The following is a 20,103-nucleotide window of genomic DNA, read 5'->3' on the forward strand; positions in this document are numbered from 1 at the left end:
TTATTCAATCCTATGAAATACATTGCATCTATTGACCAAGGCACTACAAGTACCCGTTGTATTATCTTCGACCGCAAAGGAAATATTGTTTCAGTCGGACAGAAAGAGCATGAGCAGATATACCCGAAACCGGGTTGGGTTGAGCATAACTCAGAAGAAATCTGGAAAAACACACTTGAAGTAATAGCTAAAGCCCGTATTGAAAAAAGTATTAAAACAGAAGATGTAGCTGCTTGTGGTATCACAAACCAGCGTGAAACAACAGTTGTATGGAACAAACGCACAGGTAAAGCTTACTACAATGCCATTGTATGGCAAGATACCCGTGTTGACGATACTGTAAAAGCATTAAGCAAAAGCCACGGCTCGCAGTTTTTTCAAGACCGCACAGGTTTGCCACTGGCAACGTATTTCAGCGGCTTGAAAATCAAATGGATTTTAGATAATGTACCCGGTGTAAGAGAAGATGCCGAAAAAGGCAATGCTATTTTCGGAAACATGGATACTTTTCTGATTTGGCACCTGACGGGTGGGGTTAACGGAGGTTTGCATATAACCGATGTTACCAACGCCAGCCGCACACAGTTGATGAATCTCAAAACAATGGCGTGGGATACTGAACTGGCGGAAATCATGAATATTCCGTTGCAAATGCTGCCTACAATAGAGCCAAGTAGCAAAATATATGGTAATATCACCTCAGAGGTCTTACAGGGTATTCCGCTAGCCGGAGATTTAGGCGACCAACAAGCTGCTTTGGTTGGACAAACTTGTTACCAGCCCGGAGAAGCCAAAAATACCTACGGCACCGGATGTTTTATGTTAATGAACACCGGCACCGAGCTAGTACCATCTAAACACGGTTTGCTCACAACAGTAGCTTATCAGTTCGACGGTCAGCCTGTGCATTATGCGCTCGAGGGTTCGGTTGCTATTGCAGGTGCATTGGTTCAATGGTTGCGAGATAACCTAGGGATTATTCAGAAAAGTACTGATATTGAGAAATTAGCCAAAAGCGTAGAAGATAACGGAGGGGCTTATGTGGTTCCGGCATTCTCTGGTCTCTATGCACCTTATTGGAAATCATCGGCTCGTGGTGTAATTGCAGGCTTGACCCGCTATGTAAACAAAGGGCACATTGCCCGTGCTGTGTTAGAAGCTACCGCTTACCAAACCAAAGACGTACTTGATGCCATGGAGAGCGACTCAGGTATCGAGATTAGCTCATTGCGTGTAGATGGTGGTATGGTTGTAAACGAATTACTGATGCAGTTTCAGTCTGATATGCTGAAAGTGCCTGTTATAAGACCAACCATGATAGAAACTACTGCCTTGGGTGCTGCTTACGCCGCAGGCTTAGCTGTAGGTTTCTGGCAAAACTTTGATGATTTGATACAAAACTGGGGGGTAGATAAACGCTGGAAACCAAACATGAAAGCCCAACAACGCAACACGCTCTACAAAGGCTGGAAAAAAGCAGTAAAACGCTCATTTGATTGGGAGAAGTGAAATTGATTTTAGAAAAACAACAGGAAGGCACAATGCTAAGTTGTGCCTTCCTGTTGTTTTTTTATCAGACCGAAAACAAAATCTCGTCTTGCATTGCTTTGTCATACTTTTCTTTATCAAATCTGTATAAGAATGGAGATTTGAATGCACCACCTGTGCGTTTTTCGGGGAGTTTTTCGAGAATATCATAACTAAGCATCAGCTTCTGAAAATTGCGACGGTCGAGCTGTTTGCCTAAAATAGTTTCGTACAAACGTTGTAGCTCAGGCATTGTAAATTTCTCAGGAAGCAGGTTATAGCCTATTGGCTGATAGCTTAATTGTCGCCTTAGTGCTTTTAGTGCCCGTTCAATCATTTCGTTATGGTCGAAAAGTAACTCAGGTATAGCCGATATTTCCCACCATTTGCATTCATCGGTATACCAATCTGGGGTAGTTACAGCTTGTTCAAAGTCTGCTAATGCCATATAACCCATTGAAACATTGCGTTTCATGTATTTTTCATCATAAAAATCGTCACCAAAAAGCTGCTCTAGTTTTTCTCGTAGGCCTTGAGACGGAGTATTTTTATAGCGATCATTACCCCCAAATGTGTAAAACTGTTGTAAAAATATTTCTTTCAACCCTGTTCTTTCTTGAAGGATACGCACAACGGCATCATCGGCCGACTCTTCCAGATAAATTCGTCCTCCGGGCAAGCTCCACCACTCTGTTCCTTTCCACTTCAAAAGTAAAACTTTCAATTCTCCTTCATGAAAACCGAAAATAACACAGTCAATAGAAACTTCTTTCAGGGTTTTTTCAAGGTATGTAATAAATCTCGGATCCATATATGTTGTGCCTATTAAGAATAGCAAAATTAAAATAAATCTTTGTGTTTTTTGTACACAATGAAATTTTTTATATTATTGCGTAGTTTTTACACATTAAAGAACCTAATTGTTTTATTATGAAAAAAATCCTTTCCTTTCTGAGTTAAGAGTTTCCTTCCCTATTATACTTTCAAGGCATAAAATGCCTTAATAACTAACAATTTATCTTACTTTTTTTAACTATGAAAACACTAGTCAAAGGTCTTCTGATAGGGCTTTTACCTTTGTCACTATTAGCACAGGTACCCGAAGAAAACCGCTTTCAGAAAGTAGTGCTTACAGAAAACCTCAACGAGCCTCTTGAGTTAGCTGTCTTGCCCGACGAAAGAGTGCTATTTATTGAGCGTCACGGCTTGGTAAAAATGTATAGCCCTCTTACAAAGAAAACGACAGTTATTGCATCAATTCCGGTAAGTACTAAATACAATATTGCCGACGGAGGCCAACCAGAGGCAGAAGATGGGCTATTAGGGCTTAACATAGACCCTGATTTTGCCAAAAACCATTGGGTGTATCTGTATTATTCTCCGGCAGGCACTGAGCCTAAAAATATACTGGCTCGTTTTGAGCTCAAAGGGAACGCATTAGACCTTAACAGCAAAAAAGTTTTATTGGAGATTCCGACCCAAAGAGACCAATGTTGCCATACAGGTGGCTCAATAGATTGGGACTCGGCAGGTAATCTTTACTTGTCTACTGGTGATAACACAAGCCCGAGGGCATCAGACGGTTATGCTCCTATCGACGAAAGACCGGGTATGAGTCCGTTTGATGCGCAAAAATCATCTTCTAACACTAATGATTTAAGAGGCAAAATCGTCCGTATTCATCCTGAGCCAAATGGCACCTATACCATTCCAGAGGGTAATTTATTCCCGAAAGGCATGGCAAAAACCCGTCCTGAAATTTATACGATGGGCCATAGAAACCCTTATCGTATTTCGGTCGATAAAAAGAATGGTTTCTTGTATTGGGGAGATGTAGGCCCCGATGCAGGCAAAGATTCAACAGGCTTAGGGCCTGCGGCAGAAGATGAGTTCGGACAAGCTCGCAAAGCGGGTAATTTTGGCTGGCCTTATTTTGTCGGAGACAACAAAGCCTACTGGGACTTTGATTTTGCTACCAAAAAATCAGGAGAGAAGTTTAATCCTGAAAAGCCAATAAACAACTCACCAAACAATACTGGTTTGCAAGAGCTGCCGCCTGCTGAAAAGGCTTTCATCTGGTATCCTGCGGCCGAATCGAAGAAATTTCCTTTACTAGGCGCTGGTGGGCGTAGTGCTATGGCTGGGCCAGTATATCATAAAGAGCTTTTCCAGAACGCCAAAAGGGCTTTCCCTGACTACTACGACAACAAGTTGTTTATTTATGAATGGATGCGTGACTGGATAATTGCCGTGACCATGAATGATAAGGGCGATTATGTAAAAATGGAACGTTTTCTACCTAACCTGAAACTAGAGCACCCAATCGATATGGCATTTGGCCCTAATGGCGACTTATACATGATAGAATACGGTCAAGGCTGGTTTGTAGGCAATCCTGAATCGAAAATAATACGAATTGAATATAACGGCGGCAATCGTAAACCACTGGTAGTAGCTAAAGTTGATAAACAAGCAGGTGCATTGCCTCTGTCAGTTCAGTTTTCGTCGGAAGGCACAAAAGATTATGACAACGACGAACTGAAGTATGAATGGAAACTAAGCTCACAGGCTGGAGGTACGCCTGTTGTTCTTAATGAACCTAGTCCTAGTTATACCTTCAAGAAATTAGGCACTTACAAGGCCGTTCTGACGGTAACTGATGCCCAAGGCTTAAAAGACTCAAAAGAACTGACTGTAAAGGTCGGAAACGAGCCTCCGCAGGTTTCTCTTGAATTGACAGCAGGAAATCAAACGTTCTTTTTCCCTGATAAAGAAGTTGCCTATGAGGTAAAAGTATCAGATAAAGAAGATGGAAGTTTAGAAAACAAGCGTATTCCGGCCTCAAAGGTAAAAATCACCGCTACTTATCAAGACGCTGAAGATGCGCCACAAAGTCTGCAAGGTCATCAGGCAGCTCCTGTTACTTTTACAGCAGGCAAGAACCTGATTGACAAAAGCGATTGTAAAGCCTGCCATTTTCAGGATAAAAAATCAATAGGCCCAGCATTTACTGAGGTTGCCAAAAAATACAAATCTAATAGTAATGCTGTTGCGTTGCTTTCAGACAAAATCATCAAAGGCGGAGCAGGTGTATGGGGCGATGTAGCCATGTCGGCACATCCGAATATAGGTTTGCCTGAGGCTGGTCAGATGGTGCAGTATATCCTGAGCCTTGGTGATAAGAAAACCCCTCCTGCGCTTTTACCTCCTAAAGGTAGCGTAACTACTAAAATACCAGCGGGTGGCGATCCAAATAAAGGTATTTACAAGCTATTGGCATCGTATACCGACAAAGGGGCAAACGGTTTACCTGCGCAAACAGTTGAACGCTTGTTGGTACTGAAAAATCCTACTTTACTATTGGGCAATGCTGAAGAGACTTCAAAAAACACAATGAAGTTTAAAATGGGCGAAACAAACCTTCTGATTGTGATGGGTGCAAATACTTATGCCGCTGCCAAGAAAATTGACCTGACAAATATAAAAACGCTTAGCTTTATAGTAGCAGCGCCTAAACAACAATTAAACTCGCAAGGTGGTATTGTAGAAGTGCACACAGGCTCACCTGATGGCCCACTATTAGGGCAAACCGAGTTTATTGAGCCAAGCGATGATGCTAGCGCTTTTACAGGCGGAAAACCTCCGAAGCCTTATAAAGTTAGTATTGCGCCTATCAATGGATTCCATGATTTATATTTTGTTTTCAAAAACGATAAAGCAAAAGGCGCTTTATTTGTACCATTTTCAGTAACTTTTGAACCATAATCTTATTCACTCATAATATTAATTCTATGAACACCCGTCGTGAATTTCTTAGCCAATTAGGACTTGCTACTGCTGGTCTTGGCTTATCTGCTTTAGTTCCAGAATCTCTTTTTGCGGCAGAAGCTGCCAAAAAATTTACATTTGAAATATCGCTTGCCGAATTCTCTTTTGCCTCCGAATTATTTACAGGTAAAATGAAAAACATGGATTTTCCTGCAAGAGCCAAAAATGAATTTGGTGTTTCGGTGTTAGAATATGTATCAGGCTTTTTCAACAATAAACACACCGACCAAACTTATTTGAAAGAGCTTAAGCAACGTTGCGATGATTTAGGCATGAAAAACCACCTGATTATGGTTGATGGTGAAAATATTGCTTCACTTGATGCAGCCAAACGCCAGAAGGCCGCTGAGGCGCACCACGCTTGGATTGATGCCGCTAAATATCTAGGTTGCTCGTCTATTCGTGTGAACTTAGGTGATGCCATGTCGGCATTATCTGGTAAAGGCGAAGAAGGCACTATGGAAGAAGTTGGCAAAGCTGCTGCAGATGGTTACCAGAAAGTATGCGAGTACGCAGGCACAGTAGGTTTGAATGTTATTGTAGAAAATCACTTTGGCTACTCAACAGACCCTGACTGGCTGGTGGGCGTAATGAAACAGGTAAAAGCCAAAAACAAAGGTTTCTTGCCTGATTTTGGTAATTTCTGTGCTGAAAGAAGCAAACCTGCCTCGATGGATTTGAAAGGTATTATGGCCACTAAATGTGTAAAAGAACATGATAAGTACGAAGGTACCAAAAAGATGATGCCTTATACAAAAGGTATAAGTGCCAAAACACATAAGTTTGATGCCAACGGGAATGACATTGATACTGATTTCATAAAGATGTTTAAAATCATCAAAGCTTCAGGCTGGACCGGCGGGTATGTTGGTATAGAATACGAAGGTGGCTTAATGAGAGATTTAGGCGGCGATACCAGCTATTTACCAAATGCCGAGGGTATTATGGCTACTAAAAAATTATTAGAAAGAGTACAGAAAGAATTAGCTTAATTGTCAGGAATCTTTCTTTATTTACAGCCATTATCTTCTAAAAAGGTAATGGCTATTTTTTTAACTGAAAAACTGAAATGTTTCAGCCATATTTACTGTTTCATAATAGATACCTCTGCAAAACGCAATTTATTATATTATAGAACGTTTTTTTGCAAATACAACATCATTTATACGCATCACAACCCTATTTTCAGATGACAAAAATACTTTTATCTGCTACCTTATTTTTTGTTTCTTATTTTACTTTCGCTCAGGGTATTTCGTGGGAGCCAACCATAGAAGGAGCTTTTGCTAAAGCTAAAGCACAGAACAAACCTGTTTTTGTAGAGTGTTATCATCCCAACTGCCCAATCTGTATGAGCTTAGAGCCTACTTTAAAAAACGCCGAAGTGGGTAAATTCTACAACCAGAATTTTATTAATTACAAACTAAACCTGAGCGATGCCAAACAGGTGAAGTTTTTAGACAAAAAGAGAATCCACCTACCAGGCTTCCCTTTGTTTTTGTATTTCGATAAAAACCAGAATATCCAACACCATACCGACCCTATTAATACACCCAAAGATTTGGTTGAGCATGGTAAAGCCGCTCTTAACCCTAATATTCAGTCGGGTACTGCCTGGAAACGATACCAAGCTGGTAGTCGTGATGTTAGTATGCTATCGAGTCTGGCTTATTTGTTTCGTATTACACAAGATACAAGCCGCAATATTAAAATTGCAAACGACCTATATGCTGCGTATCCTAAAAACAAGCTTGGTTCAATAGAAAGCTGGGAAATTACAAAAAAATGCCTGATGGATATAGATAATGGTTTTGCCGAATACTGGTTAAGAAATATAGCAACAGCACGCAAATACGAAACCGAAAAAGGCCATGCAGGTAATGAAGCCAATGCGCTAGGTATGCTTGTACAAATGGCAATTTATAGCCCTAAAGCAAGTAAATATTCGTTGGCTAAAGTAAATAAACTTAAGCAATATATGGGCGTGATAGGCGCCGGGCAATACGTAACAAGTAACACCTGGCAGATTGAAGCACAAGCTCTGATTCGTGAACAAGGGCAAGATAAAGCTATGACCTTTGTGCAGAATCTTGTGAGCCAAACCTCACAGCCGCAGATGTTAATCTATTATGTTACTTTCTTCAATACAAATTTCCCTGATGGTAAATATGCGGCACAAGTGCGCAATTGGGTAAAAACAGCCGAGCCTCAATTAAAAGCACCGCTTGATATTGCCAATGCCAAATACGAGTCGGCACGTTTGTACAAAAAAGCAGGCGATGCCGCCAAAGCTAAACAAGAATTAGCCCTAGCTAAAACAAACCTTGCAAGTGCAAGAGCTAAAATCACAGATGCCAACGGTAAAAAAGTAGTTGAAAACATTGGCAACAGCATTAATAAATTGGCCAGCGAGCTGAACTAAAAATAATTCTAAACAACTTCAAAGCAAAAGCCGCAGAAACGTATTTCTGCGGCTTTTTATATTTAACTCTAAGAATTAATTATTTCTTTGGAGCTGCTGGCGTTGCTGCTGGAGTATTAGCTGCTGCTGTTTTAGATGGAGGAGTAACACCTAATTTTTTAAATACTAAATCAGAGATGTTATCTGCATCTGGAGCAACTAACAAAATTGGTGTAGTTCCTGGGCCAGCATCCGTATTGAATACATAAACATAGCCGTTTTCTTTAGCTACATCTTTGATAGTTTTATCAATTTTGTCTAATACCGGAGCCAACAATTGTTGTTGTTTTTGTTGCAATGCAGTTTCAGAATTTTGTTGGAATTCCTGAATTGCATTTTGTCCGTTTTGTAATTCTTTCTCACGGTCAGCTTTGATTACCGGCGACATAGTAGCTACATTTTTTTGATAATCTTCATATTTTTTCTGAAAATCACCTACTTTGTCTTGCAACAATTTGTCATATTGTGCTTTTTCGGTTTTCAATTTGTTCTCTATATCCTTAGCGTCTGGTAGGTTGTTAAGAATGAAATCAACATTGGTATATCCTATTTTTTGTTGAGCATTCGCAGTAATACCGACAAACATTAAAGCCACAATAAAAGAGGCAAAAAACTTTGTTTTCATTTTGTTACTAATTTTTTGGTTTGGTTACTTGGTTATTTTGAGTTTTATCTTCCTTTAACGAAATTCCTAACGACTCCATCACATAATCGGTATAATCATGGCGGGGGTCTGTATAAATCATGCTTATATCTGAGGCTTTGTCAAAAATAAACATCAATTGTTTCTGGCGTGCTACCTTTGCACAGGCTTTGTAAATATCGTCCATGATAGGCTTCATTATTTCCTTTTTCTTAGCAAATAACATCCCATTCATGCCAAAAACTTTATTATTCAACTCTTTTACTTCTTTCTCTTTATCTTCAAGGGCTTTCAGCCTTTCACGTTTCATTTCAGCAGTTAATAGTATTTCTTCCTGTTGAAATTGCTGGCGCATTTTTTCTAAATCTGTATACCTGGTTTGTATATCCTGCACCCATTTTTCTGAATACTTTTCCATCTCTTCCTGAGCCTTTTTATAATCCGGCATTTTACTTGTAATAAACTCCGAATCAATGTACCCAAACTTTTGCGCAAATGACTGCACAGAAAAGAGTGTCAAAAATAGCAAAATTATTGTCTTTTTCATTCAAAAATAATTATGAATGGATAATATTGGTTAATATTTTTATCCGTTGGTCAAATACTAACGTGTTTTCAGGTGCTTAATTGCCTTATTAACGCAAGATACACAAAGCCCGTATAATATTAACAGATTTTAACAAAAGCTATTTTATCTGATTTGCTGACCGATACTAAATGTAAACGATTTCAAACCACGATTAGGTATTCCCGGAATCGGGTCAAAGCCCTGTCCGAAGTCAAGTCCTAGCAAACCAAATGCAGGCATGAAGATTCTTGCACCTACCCCTGCCGTACGACGTAGCTTGAAAGGGTTAATGTCTTTATAGCTACCCCAGCTATTACCAGCCTCGGCAAATACTTGCAAGAAGATAGTAGCCTGTGGGTTCAATGACACCGGATAACGGATTTCGGCAGTGTACTTGCTATAAGCCAAACCACCCAAACGGCTCAAAGTAATCTCACCTTTTCTGAATCTCTCAGCTTCATCCATTGATAATTCGTGAACTACACCTTCGTCATATCCACGTAGCCCGATTAGGTCAGCACCAACGTTCATGGCATTTTGCATACCTAAACCTGCCCCCCCTAATATAAAACGGCCAAACGGGCTATATGCTGAGCTAGCACTGTATTTACCCAAGAAACCTAAGTTTGCTTTGGCGTGTAATACAAACTTACCTACAATTGGCGTGTACCAGTCGCCATCAAACATCCACTTGTGGCCTTCAATCCATTTGAATCTATCGGCAGCGGGAGCCCCTCTAAGTATCGAGTATGGAGGGTTAAAAGTAGCTGTTAAAGTAAACTGAGAACCCGAACGTGTAAACTGTGGATTATCAAGGTAATATCTCGAGATTGAGGTAATCAACGAAAGGTCGTTGGCTACACCCTTCTGGAAACCAGGGATGAAGTAACTATTATCAACGTTATATCTTTGGTATGATAAGGAAGCATTGAAGCTAAAATTTCTATCAGGCCAGTTCAAACGCTTACCGTATGTAACTGATGCCCCTGTATTTTTGAAATATCCGTTATAGATACTACTAGCACCACCATACATAGCAAGCAATGCAGAGTTAGAACCATATTGGCGCTCTAAGGCTCTCTGATATGCTCTGTTGTCAGAAGATGTATGGAATATACTAACCGTAAATGAATTTGGTTTTTTACCACCCAACCAAGGCTCAGTAAATGATATTGAATAGGTTTGGTAGAATCGACCACTGGCTTGCAAACGTAACGCTAATTTTTGTCCGTCTCCAGCTGGTAATGGTCTCCATTTTGATAAATTAGTGATATTTTTGGCCGAAAAGTTATTAAACACAACCCCAAAAGTACCAACAAAACCTTGCAAACCACCCCAACCACCAGATAACTCGATGTTATCACTTGGTTTTTCTTCTACATTATATTCAATATCTACAGTACCATCAGCTTGTGGAATTGGTTTTGGCTCAATCTTCTGAGGGTCAAAATAGTTCATTCTGGCCAATATCTGCTGCGACTCAATCAACTCTGTCTTACTGAATTTCTGACCCGGACGAGTCAAAAGCTCTCTCATCACAACGTGGTCGCTGGTTTTGGTATTACCATTTAATATAATGCGGTTGATAGTAGCTTGCTTACCTTCCATTATACGCATTTCAATATCAATAGAGTCTCCGTCAACAGCTACCTCAACAGGTGTACAGTTAAAGAATAAGTAGCCATCATCCATATAAGCCGAGCTCACGTCTCCTTGCGGAATACCGTTGATTCTTTTGTTCAACTCTTCCGGATTATAAATGTCGCCTTTCTCAATAGCCAATATTCTTTGCAGGTCTTCGGTTTTACGAAGGTAGTTACCTGTCCAGGTAATGTTACGATAATAAAAACGGTGACCTTCGTTAATTCTCATTACTATCTTCAAATTCTTACCATCAGGCGAGAAAGTAGAGTCAAAAGTAATCTGAGCATCACGATACCCTTTCTTGTTATAGTATTCTATAAGTTTCTCTTTATCTTCTTCAAATTTCTTAGGTACAAACTTTGAAGGAGTAAAGATTCTTAAAGGAGCTTTTATTTTAGTGCTTTTCAGTTTTGCCAGCACTCGCCAATCAGGCATTTCTTCAACGCCTTGTAGCTCAATATCGTTAATCTTTACTTTGTTTTTCTTATCAACATTTATAATCAAAGCTGCATTATTGGCACGAATAGTATCCAATACTTGTTTGATTTGGACACTTGTATTCAAGAAACCCTTATCAACGTATATTTTCTTGATAGTCAACTGAATGTTTTTAATCAAAGCATCGGTGATAACCTTACCCTTATTTGATTTTACTTTGTCGTTTACGGTTTCAATTTCTCCTTTACGTAGGCCCTTAAAAGTAAACTTGTTCAGACGTGGACGCTCGCGCAGGTTAATATCCAGTTCTACTTTATCGCCGTCTATTTTTGTGATATTTATAGCCGCCTCTTCAATGATACCTTGCTCCATTAATCGACGGATAGCCGTGCTGATTCTTTCGCCCGGAATAGAGACTTTATCGTTTACACTTAAACCCGAAACCGAAATAAGTGTGTTAGGGTCAAGGAATTTGATGCCACTTACGGTAATTTTCGAAATAGTATATTCTTGTGGCCTCTCGTAAGACACAATACTATTTGCGGCTTGGTCGGCCCGCCCTACACCAATTCTTAATTGAGCAAATACTCCTGCAGAAGAAAATAGGAGTGCAATGAAAAGGATGCTTTTTCTGATTCTGGTAGTGTTTCTCCCGAAAGAGGGTTGGTTAAACTGCGACTTTTTACTTATAAAAATCATTATCATATATTTTATACCTCTTTAAGGGTAGAAGGTAATTGCTCACTCGTTTTTCCGAAGCGTCTTTCACGCTGTTGATATTCATAAATAGCCTCGAACAAATGGTGTCGACGAAACTCAGGCCAATATAAGTCGTCCATAAAATACAATTCGGCATAAGCTATTTGCCAGAGTAGATAATTACTTATCCGGTGATCTCCACCCGTGCGAATCATAAGGTCTACATCCGGGGCGTCTTCTGTAGCTAAAAATTTAGCAAATACATCTTCTGTTATCTCGTCAATAGCCAATGCTCCTGATTTTATCTCTTGAGCAATTTTTTTGGTTGCCTGTACAATTTCCCATTTGCCGCTATAACTCAAGGCAAGGGTCAAGGTAAGGCCAGTATTATGCTTTGTTAACTCGATTGAGTCTAATAATTTTTTTCGTGCAGATTTGGGTAGCGATTCAATGTCACCGATAGCTTTCAGGCGCACATTGTTTTTGTTTAAATCGGGTACTTCTTCACCAATTGTTTTAATAAGCAACTGCATTATGCCATCTACTTCGAGCTTGGGACGATTCCAGTTCTCGGTCGAGAAAGTGTACATTGTCAGGTATTTAACCCCCAATTCTACACAGCCTTCAACAGTATCACGAACCGATTTAATACCATGATGATGGCCAAATATGCGCAACGCTCCTTGTTTTTTAGCCCAGCGCCCATTACCATCCATTATAACGGCTATATGTTTGGGTAAATTGCTTAAATTAATGTTTTCTTTCACTTGAAAAACAATTATCAATTGGTGAATATTAATCAACAATTATGTTAATTAATAAAAAGGATTGCAAAGTTAGGAAAAAAGAACTTTGTTTGATAAGTTTTTACAGATTTGTAGACTTTTGTTATAATTTTTTAACAAAAAACAGCAGAATCTTTCGCAGATATACTCAAAATAGATTAATTATCTTCTGGGCGGGCAATGAACTTTGTAGAATAAATAGCTAATTGAGATATTTGTATAATAATACATGTCTTTAGCTCTGGTACCCGGCACCTGTCTTTTAAGGTTTAGTAATACTCCCGGGTCAATACTGGCAGGTGGAGTTCCACTATCATACTTACCATCTTTATTATATCCTAAACCATCCAGAAAGTCGTCATTAATCCACCTTGTGCCAAACTCCATTCCCCAATTCCAACGGGGACTCAATTCTTTCTTGAAACCAATCCCTAAAATCCATGAGTTCACTCTTGTATCGCTACTGCCTGATGTATAACTAACAGTAGGCGGATTAGGTGGAGTACTATAGGTCAACTCTTTAATCCTATAGTTGGTGCTTCGCATAGTATAAGCTCCTCCAGCAAACACATAGGGCGACCAGTTGTTTACAATCCGAGAGGCTGTAGTTCTAAAATTCATGAAGTTATATTCTATCTGCCCTCCAAACTCCATTATATTAGCGGTAAAGCTAAATCCTCTACTCTTATGATAGGGGTCACCCATTGCCTCATCATTTCCATGAATTTTTCCTATTACAGCATTGGCTTTTAATGAGAGCGAGCGGCTGTAGTTTAGTCTGACAAATGCATTTGCACCCGGGCCTACAACAAAGGGTTTGAATTTAGGCATTACATCGCCTTTATAGTTCATTCCACCTACTCCGGCACCAACTTCCCACATCTGAGCGTGTAATTCAGGTATTGCTCCAATAAGCAGAATCAGAAAAAGGCTTTTTTTCACTGATAAAATCAACTTAAACTAAATGATAGATTTATTATTAAAGGTATTATTTAATTGGTGGGCACTTAATACCGCTACCTCCGATGTTATAACTAAGCGTAAACTGTGTTACGATGTAACTATCCCAAGTAGCTCCACCTCTTGGCTTTCCAGCACCAAAACCTACGTATTTTTCACCATCAAGGCTTGGTGAAGGAGTTGTACTAGCACCTGCGTAACCATATCTGGCAATTATATCCTGAAAGATTTGTACACGGCTCTGTCCGGTTCTTGCAGCAATATCTTCGTCAGCCCTATTCGAAAAACGCAAACCATCCGGATTGCTTGTTCTCATGGCAACCGGACTAGGGTAATTAGCTCTACCAACGTCATCTAAATAATCAAACGGTGTTATTCTTAAACCTCCTTCAATATTTAAATCTAATTTCTCAGTAAGTTTCACTTTTAGACCTAAACTAATCGGAAATACAACCTGCAAAAGAGAATAAGGTTTAGGTGCTGCAGCATCTATAGTCTGCCCTGATGTTTGTAGTTCTTTAAGAGGTACGTACTTGGTCACAGCATCTCCTACGCCAATACTATCTCTGGCTTGGGGCTGATGTCCATAAAAACCTATTCCAAGCGTTGCAAAAGGCATTACCTTTCTTCGGCCTTGCTGTCCTTTACCTGTTTGCGGTAAAAGATTAAATATACCAGAAAGGGCAAACTCTTTAATATCGTTTCTGAAATGCAGATTTCTTAAAAAATTTCCATGATACTTGTCAAGATTTCTTTTTGCATAAGTAAAATCATCACCAACGATTCTAGCCCAAGTAAAACTTGCTCTTGCGGCAAATTGTGGCGAAAACTGGCGTGTATAATTAATTGTCCCGTTCCACTGCACATTGGTATACAAAGCATAATAAAATGTTTTATAAGGTGATAAGTCACCGAAATAATGCGAAGTGCCACCACCAATACTAATATAAGAGTATTGGTTTAGCTTATTTTTCTTACTAAAAACCCCTCCCTGGGCAAAGTTTTCTTCCGTAATCAAAAGCACAAAAGAAAAACACAGTAAACCTTTTAATAATGCTTTTTGTATATTTAAGAATCTCATATGGAATAGCAATGTTTATCTGAATTGTTTAACGTAAGATTAAAAGAATTATTATCAGTTACGGGCATCAACCCCCCATTTTAGTTTACTTCTTAGTGTATTTAAAAAATTATTGCCGTCTACTCTTATCATTCTTGCCTTAAATTTCTCTTTCTTTACCGTGATAATTGCTTCTTCGTCAGAGGCTATAATTTTTGCTCTTGAGTCCATCGAAACAAGGCAATTATTACTTCTACTTTCTACTTTCAACGAAATAATGCTATCGTCTGATACAATCATGGGTCTTACAAATAGATTGTGCGGACAAATAGGTGTAATGATAAAATTGGCCGAATGTGGCATTACCAATGGCCCTCCACAACTTAACGAATATCCTGTTGAACCCGTAGCTGTTGCCACCATAAGGCCATCAGCCCAATAAGTATTCAGAAACTCTCCGTTTATGTAAGCATGTACCACAATCATTGAAGAAGTATCTGTTTTGGTGATGGCTACTTCATTTAAGGCAAAATTCATGCCCTCTTCAAACAACTCGGTTTCAGATGTTGCGGCAAGCATGGTTCGTTCGTCAATATCATATCGGCCTTCTACCAACTGAGCTATTGAGGCTTCTATTTGCTCGTACGAAACAGCGGCTAAAAAGCCCAACCTACCAAAATTAAAACCAAGAATCGGAATTTCTCTTTTGCCTACGTGTGAGAGTGTTTCAAGAAAAGTGCCATCTCCGCCAAGACTAAATGCAATATCAGCATTAAAAATCTCCTGAGACGTAGTGTAGACATTTTTACAGTTTAGCTGAATACCCGATTGCAGCAAAACACGTTTGAAGGATTCTGATAGTTGAACTTCAACTTTATATCTGTCTAATTCATCAAAAACCTGCTGTACATAAGGTACAGACTCCACATTGAATTTTCGTCCGTGAATGGCGATTTTCATTTGGAAAGTATATTAAGTGCTATAAATCATAGCAAATGAAGTGCAAAGATGTTAATTATCTGTAACATCTGAAATTTTTATACAAAGCTATGATTATTTTCTCAATTCGGGAAAGTTTCGTTGTCTAACAAAAACTTTCCCGAATTGCCATAAAGTAGTTGTTTCCTGTAAATGACAATACTATAATTCAAATCCCTCGCCCTGCGCAGGTATCAGTATCTCATTAAAACCTGCTAGCAACAAACGATTTTTAAAAGCTAACTGATTAGGAAGCTCACCATGTACTAAAAATAGCTTTTTTACATCTGTGGCTTTCTGGCATCCTAAATAAGCTAATAGCTCAACGTAATCGGCATGTGCCGAAAACGAATCCATTACTTCTATTTTGGCATTCACTTTATGTACTTCGCCAAATATCTTCACGGTTTCAGGTTGTGCTTTCAAAACAGCACCTAATGTTTCGGGTGAGCAATAGCCAACCAACAATATAGTATTGTTGGGGTTTTCAACATTATTGGCTATATGGTGCTTGACACGCCCTGCCTCTGCCATACCCGATGCCGATATAATAATACAAGGCCCTTTGCGAGAATTTAAAGCCTTAGATTGATTCACATCGCTTATATAATGTAGATTATCAAAGCCAAAGGCATCGCCATCGTGCTTGATATAGGCCAGAATTTCAGGATTAAAACATTCTTCATTGTCTTTCATGGCCATAGTCGCTTTTACCGAAAGCGGACTATCTACATAAACAGGTATTTTAGGCAGCCTGCCCTCGCTGGCTAGTTGGTCTAGCGCATATACCAGCTCTTGTGTACGGTCAACGGCAAAAGCAGGAATGATGAGTTTCCCTTGGCGCACTACACAGGTATCATGTACCACCTGTAATAGATGAGCTTTCATATCAATCTCTGGCTCATGCAAACGGTTTCCGTAGGTTGACTCGCAAATAATATAGTTAGCCTGCGGGAATGCCTCCGGGCTACGCAGTATTTTATCGTTAGGGCGCCCAACATCGCCCGTAAAGAATAAGGTTTTTATACCTGTTTCTTCTTCAAAAGTCAGATATATGCCTGCGCTTCCGAGAATATGACCCGTATCGTAATATTCAGCAGTTACACCCGGTTCTAATTCAAAAGACTCATGATACTTTACAGTTTCAAATAAGGCCAGCGCATTTTTTACATCTTCTTCGCCATATAATAGTTCCAGAAGCGGCTCACCTCGTTTTTTTCTTCTCTCATTTACACGCTCAAGGTCTTTTTCCTGGATATAGGCCGAATCGTACAACATGATATTGCACAAATCTTTGGTAGCATGCGTAGAAAATATTTTACCCGAAAACCCCTTCTTTACTAATCTTGGTACTAACCCTGTATGGTCTATATGGGCATGGCTCAGTATCAGAATATCTATTTCTTTAGGGTCAAAACCAAATTGCAGGTTTAGTTCAGAAGTGTTAATGCCTTGAAATAAACCACAATCGAGCAAAATCTTTGTTCCTTTTTGGGTGGTAATGAGGTGTTTGCTTCCGGTTACACGCTGCGCTGCGCCGTAGAATTGAATTTTCATGAGTCCTTTTCAAATAATATTTTACGATAGATAAAACATTCATGCTAAATAAATAAGGCAAATACTACTATGCATGAAGGTATTTAGGTTTAAATAACTTCATTTTGACAAATGTATTTAGAAATATTTTTACTTACAGATTTGCCTGCTAATTTTGACGAAAATTTAAGAATTAGGCAACAAATTTAATCCATTAATTTTCTATAAAATGTTTCGTCTCGATAATAAAGTAGCCATCGTAACCGGAGGTGCAAGCGGCATAGGCCTTTCGATTTCCAGACTTTTTGCTAAACAAGGAGCAGCAGTACATATATTTGAATTGAACGTTGACCAGGCAGAGCGTGAGGCAGACCTCATAAATGCCAATGGTGGAGAAGCGTATTTCCATAAAGTTGATGTATCAAATCAGAAAGAAGTAAAAAAAGCAATTGATAAAATTGCTAAAGAAAATACCATTGATATTCTGGTAAACAATGCCGGAATTGCCCATATTGGCACTGTTGAAACTACGAGCGAAGAAGATTTCGACAAAGTGTTTAAAGTGAATGTTAAAGGTACTTATAACTGTTTGCAGGCGGTTATTCCGTATTTCAAAAATAAAGGCGGGGTTATTCTGAATATTGCTTCTATTGCTGCCACGGTTGGGATTCCGGACAGATTTGCTTATTCGATGAGCAAAGGCGCAATTTATACCATGACCCTACAAGTAGCAAAAGACTACCTAAAACATAATATCCGTTGTAATAGTATTTCTCCGGCTCGTGTACACACACCATTTGTTGATGGTTTCCTGAAAAAAACGTATCCGGGAAAAGAAAAAGAAATGTTTGATAAACTTTCAAAAACTCAACCAATAGGCCGTATGGCTAAACCCGAAGAAATCGGCTCATTGGCGGTTTATCTCTGTTCTGACGAAGCAGGTTTTATTACCGGCTGCGATTATCTGATTGACGGAGGATTTGTAAAACTCAACAATTAAGAGTATGTTTATTAAGGTTCAAGAGATAAACGTTCTTTAATTTTTTACAATATAATTTTCAAAGGAGCACAAAGAGGCTGTCTCAAAAGTTTTTTGTACCAAATAATATTTGGAAAAGACCCCACCCTAACCCTCCCCAACAATGGGGAGGGGACAAAAAAGCCCCTCTCCCCACAGTTGGGGAGAGGGGTTGGGGAGTGGGGTCAGTGTCTTGCCAAATAATATTTTGTGCTATTTTCTTTTGAGACGGCCTCACAGCCAGGCATTCTAAAGAACTTTTATTTTGTGAATCCTAATAAACCAATGCTAACATTTGAATAACCTAAAAGACCGCTACTCAATAAGTTTTTATTGAAAAATATTCAAATTTTATCTCGATGCAAAAAGTAGATTTTTTAGTGATAGGATCCGGTATTGCGGGCTTAAGTTTTGCACTTAAAGCAGCTGCTAAAGGAAAAGTTTTAGTGTTGACTAAGGTAAACGCTGACGAAACCAACACAAAATATGCCCAAGGTGGTATAGCTGCTGTTTTTGACGCCGAAACCGACTCTTTCGAAAAACATATTAACGATACACTGATTGCCGGAGACGGCTTATGTGACCGCAAAACTGTAGAAATTGTGGTAACCGAAGGCCCCGACCGTATTCAGGAATTGATAGACTATGGCACCAATTTCGATAAACATGGCTCAGAATATGATCTGACTCGTGAAGGAGGCCACTCTGAAAAGAGGATTCTACACTATAAAGACATTACAGGCAAAGAGATTGAGCGAGCCTTATTGGAAGAAGTAAGCAAAAACCCTAATATTGAGATTCTGACGCATTATTATGCTGTTGAAATTATTACGCAACACCATTTGGGTATACAGGTAACACGCGAAACCAACGATATTACCTGCTTTGGTGTATATGCACTGAATGTGCACACAGGCCATGTTGAAACCATTCTATCAAAAATTACACTGATGGCTACAGGTGGTGCGGGCAATATTTACTCTGCAACAACAAACCCTGTAATTGCAACCGGCGATGGTATTGCGATGGCATATAGAGCCAAAGGCCGAGTAAGAGACATGGAAATGATTCAGTTTCACCCAACCTCACTCTATAATCCGGGCGAGTATCCTAGTTTCTTGATTACAGAGGCTGTAAGGGGCGAAGGCGGTGTATTGAAAAATAAGCGGGGCGAAGAGTTTATGCAAAACTATGACCCTAGAGGCTCGCTTGCTCCACGTGACATAGTGGCCCGTTCGATTGATGCCGAAATGAAAAAATCGGGTGAAGACCATGTATATCTTGATATTTCGTTCAAGCCTAAAGAACTTATATTACAACATTTCCCTAATATCTATGAGAAATGCCTAAGCATTGGGCTTGATATTACCAAAGATATGATTCCCGTTGTACCTGCAGCCCATTACTTATGTGGAGGTATATTGGTTGATGAGTATGGGCTTTCAACTATTCATCGTTTGTATGCTTGCGGTGAGTGTTCGTCTACTGGTTTGCATGGTGCCAACCGTTTGGCTTCAAACTCATTGTTGGAAGCGGCGGTTTTTGGACACCGTATCGCTATTCAGGCCGTTGAAGAAGTAGACAAAATAAGATTCCAGGAAAATGTGCCTGACTGGGACGAATTCGGCACTGAACAATCGAACGAAGAGATTCTGGTTACGCACAATTTACGTGAGTTACAACGCATGATGTCAGACTACGTAGGTATCGTTCGCTCCGATTTCCGTCTCGAACGAGCATTACGCAGGCTGAAACTTATTAAAGACGAAACAGAAGAATTTTATAAGAAAACAAAACTTTCGGTTAAACTCTGTGAATTACGTAACCTTGTTCAATGCGCCGAGTTGGTAATTCGTTGCGCCATGAAACGCAAAGAAAGCAGAGGCTTGCACTATACAACCGATTACCCATATAAATTGGGCGGTAAACCTGAGAATTCGGTACTGTAGATACTGGTA

15 protein-coding genes are annotated in these 20,103 nt (G+C 39.5%); 6 read left to right on the forward strand and 9 right to left on the reverse strand.

Features of this window, described 5'->3' with window-relative positions; genetic code table 11:
* Positions 1-12 precede the first annotated feature (12 nt).
* A complete protein-coding gene (gene glpK / locus WAE64_RS01740; protein ID WP_340233808.1) occupies positions 13-1,509 on the forward strand; it encodes a glycerol kinase GlpK in 1,497 nt (498 codons plus the stop codon).
* A 64-nt stretch (positions 1,510-1,573) separates the two neighbouring features.
* On the opposite strand, the gene WAE64_RS01745 is transcribed toward glpK, so the two are convergent.
* On the reverse strand, positions 1,574-2,338 hold the full coding sequence (locus tag WAE64_RS01745; protein WP_340233810.1) for an NUDIX hydrolase: 765 nt from the start codon (positions 2,336-2,338) through the stop codon (positions 1,574-1,576).
* A gap of 224 nt (positions 2,339-2,562) precedes the next feature.
* Here WAE64_RS01745 and WAE64_RS01750 point away from each other — a divergent pair, with 224 nt between their 5' ends.
* The 3 genes from WAE64_RS01750 to WAE64_RS01760 all read left to right on the forward strand — a co-directional run bounded on the left by WAE64_RS01750 (position 2,563) and on the right by WAE64_RS01760 (position 7,777).
* The gene (locus WAE64_RS01750) at positions 2,563-5,292 is read left to right on the forward strand and encodes a PQQ-dependent sugar dehydrogenase (RefSeq protein WP_340233812.1); all 2,730 of its coding nucleotides are present in this window, start codon (positions 2,563-2,565) and stop codon (positions 5,290-5,292) included.
* Positions 5,293-5,318: 26 nt separating this feature from the next.
* Positions 5,319-6,347 (forward strand): sugar phosphate isomerase/epimerase family protein, encoded by a 1,029-nt coding sequence (locus WAE64_RS01755; RefSeq protein ID WP_340233815.1) that lies wholly within the window; start codon positions 5,319-5,321, stop codon positions 6,345-6,347.
* A 197-nt stretch (positions 6,348-6,544) separates the two neighbouring features.
* Positions 6,545-7,777 (forward strand): thioredoxin family protein, encoded by a 1,233-nt coding sequence (locus WAE64_RS01760; RefSeq protein WP_340233817.1) that lies wholly within the window; start codon positions 6,545-6,547, stop codon positions 7,775-7,777.
* Positions 7,778-7,856: 79 nt separating this feature from the next.
* Here the strand turns inward: WAE64_RS01760 and WAE64_RS01765 are convergent, their stop codons facing one another.
* The 8 genes from WAE64_RS01765 to WAE64_RS01800 all read right to left on the reverse strand — a co-directional run bounded on the left by WAE64_RS01765 (position 7,857) and on the right by WAE64_RS01800 (position 17,148).
* Positions 7,857-8,441, reverse strand: coding sequence for an OmpH/Skp family outer membrane protein (locus WAE64_RS01765; RefSeq protein ID WP_340233819.1), 585 nt, complete (start codon positions 8,439-8,441; stop codon positions 7,857-7,859).
* A gap of 7 nt (positions 8,442-8,448) precedes the next feature.
* Positions 8,449-9,006 carry an OmpH/Skp family outer membrane protein gene (locus tag WAE64_RS01770; RefSeq protein WP_340233821.1) on the reverse strand — a complete coding sequence of 186 codons (558 nt, stop codon included), beginning with the start codon at positions 9,004-9,006 and terminating at the stop codon, positions 8,449-8,451.
* Positions 9,007-9,150: 144 nt separating this feature from the next.
* Complete coding sequence (gene bamA, locus WAE64_RS01775) at positions 9,151-11,808, reverse strand: outer membrane protein assembly factor BamA (RefSeq protein ID WP_340233823.1); 2,658 nt, start codon at positions 11,806-11,808, stop codon at positions 9,151-9,153.
* A gap of 11 nt (positions 11,809-11,819) precedes the next feature.
* Positions 11,820-12,575 (reverse strand): isoprenyl transferase, encoded by a 756-nt coding sequence (locus tag WAE64_RS01780; protein ID WP_340233825.1) that lies wholly within the window; start codon positions 12,573-12,575, stop codon positions 11,820-11,822.
* Positions 12,576-12,755: 180 nt separating this feature from the next.
* On the reverse strand, positions 12,756-13,535 hold the full coding sequence (porG, locus tag WAE64_RS01785; RefSeq protein WP_340233827.1) for a type IX secretion system protein PorG: 780 nt from the start codon (positions 13,533-13,535) through the stop codon (positions 12,756-12,758).
* Positions 13,536-13,581: 46 nt separating this feature from the next.
* Complete coding sequence (locus WAE64_RS01790) at positions 13,582-14,634, reverse strand: hypothetical protein (protein ID WP_340233829.1); 1,053 nt, start codon at positions 14,632-14,634, stop codon at positions 13,582-13,584.
* Between the two features lie 54 nt (positions 14,635-14,688).
* Complete coding sequence (locus tag WAE64_RS01795) at positions 14,689-15,573, reverse strand: NAD kinase (RefSeq protein ID WP_340233831.1); 885 nt, start codon at positions 15,571-15,573, stop codon at positions 14,689-14,691.
* A 180-nt stretch (positions 15,574-15,753) separates the two neighbouring features.
* A complete protein-coding gene (locus WAE64_RS01800) occupies positions 15,754-17,148 on the reverse strand; it encodes an MBL fold metallo-hydrolase RNA specificity domain-containing protein (protein ID WP_340233834.1) in 1,395 nt (464 codons plus the stop codon).
* Positions 17,149-17,356: 208 nt separating this feature from the next.
* On the opposite strand from WAE64_RS01800, the gene WAE64_RS01805 reads away from it, so the two are divergent.
* Positions 17,357-18,127, forward strand: a complete 771-nt coding sequence (locus WAE64_RS01805) for an SDR family NAD(P)-dependent oxidoreductase (RefSeq protein WP_340233836.1) — start codon at positions 17,357-17,359, stop codon at positions 18,125-18,127.
* A 377-nt stretch (positions 18,128-18,504) separates the two neighbouring features.
* On the forward strand, positions 18,505-20,094 hold the full coding sequence (nadB, locus tag WAE64_RS01810; protein ID WP_340233838.1) for an L-aspartate oxidase: 1,590 nt from the start codon (positions 18,505-18,507) through the stop codon (positions 20,092-20,094).
* Positions 20,095-20,103: the final 9 nt, after the last annotated feature.

The organism is Emticicia soli, assembly GCF_037860775.1.
In the GTDB taxonomy this organism is placed as follows: Bacteria; Bacteroidota; Bacteroidia; order Cytophagales; family Spirosomataceae; genus Emticicia; species Emticicia soli.

Excerpts from the sequence above, each read along its gene's own strand:
- glpK (WP_340233808.1), top strand. The coding sequence starts at position 13 with ATGAAATACATTGCATCTATTGACCAAGGCACTACAAGTACCCGTTGT.
- WAE64_RS01745 (WP_340233810.1), bottom strand. The coding sequence starts at position 2,338 with ATGGATCCGAGATTTATTACATACCTTGAAAAAACCCTGAAAGAAGTT.
- WAE64_RS01750 (WP_340233812.1), top strand. The coding sequence starts at position 2,563 with ATGAAAACACTAGTCAAAGGTCTTCTGATAGGGCTTTTACCTTTGTCA.
- WAE64_RS01755 (WP_340233815.1), top strand. The coding sequence starts at position 5,319 with ATGAACACCCGTCGTGAATTTCTTAGCCAATTAGGACTTGCTACTGCT.
- WAE64_RS01760 (WP_340233817.1), top strand. The coding sequence starts at position 6,545 with ATGACAAAAATACTTTTATCTGCTACCTTATTTTTTGTTTCTTATTTT.
- WAE64_RS01765 (WP_340233819.1), bottom strand. The coding sequence starts at position 8,441 with ATGAAAACAAAGTTTTTTGCCTCTTTTATTGTGGCTTTAATGTTTGTC.
- WAE64_RS01770 (WP_340233821.1), bottom strand. The coding sequence starts at position 9,006 with ATGAAAAAGACAATAATTTTGCTATTTTTGACACTCTTTTCTGTGCAG.
- bamA (WP_340233823.1), bottom strand. The coding sequence starts at position 11,808 with ATGATTTTTATAAGTAAAAAGTCGCAGTTTAACCAACCCTCTTTCGGG.
- WAE64_RS01790 (WP_340233829.1), bottom strand. The coding sequence starts at position 14,634 with ATGAGATTCTTAAATATACAAAAAGCATTATTAAAAGGTTTACTGTGT.
- WAE64_RS01795 (WP_340233831.1), bottom strand. The coding sequence starts at position 15,573 with ATGAAAATCGCCATTCACGGACGAAAATTCAATGTGGAGTCTGTACCT.
- WAE64_RS01800 (WP_340233834.1), bottom strand. The coding sequence starts at position 17,148 with ATGAAAATTCAATTCTACGGCGCAGCGCAGCGTGTAACCGGAAGCAAA.
- WAE64_RS01805 (WP_340233836.1), top strand. The coding sequence starts at position 17,357 with ATGTTTCGTCTCGATAATAAAGTAGCCATCGTAACCGGAGGTGCAAGC.
- nadB (WP_340233838.1), top strand. The coding sequence starts at position 18,505 with ATGCAAAAAGTAGATTTTTTAGTGATAGGATCCGGTATTGCGGGCTTA.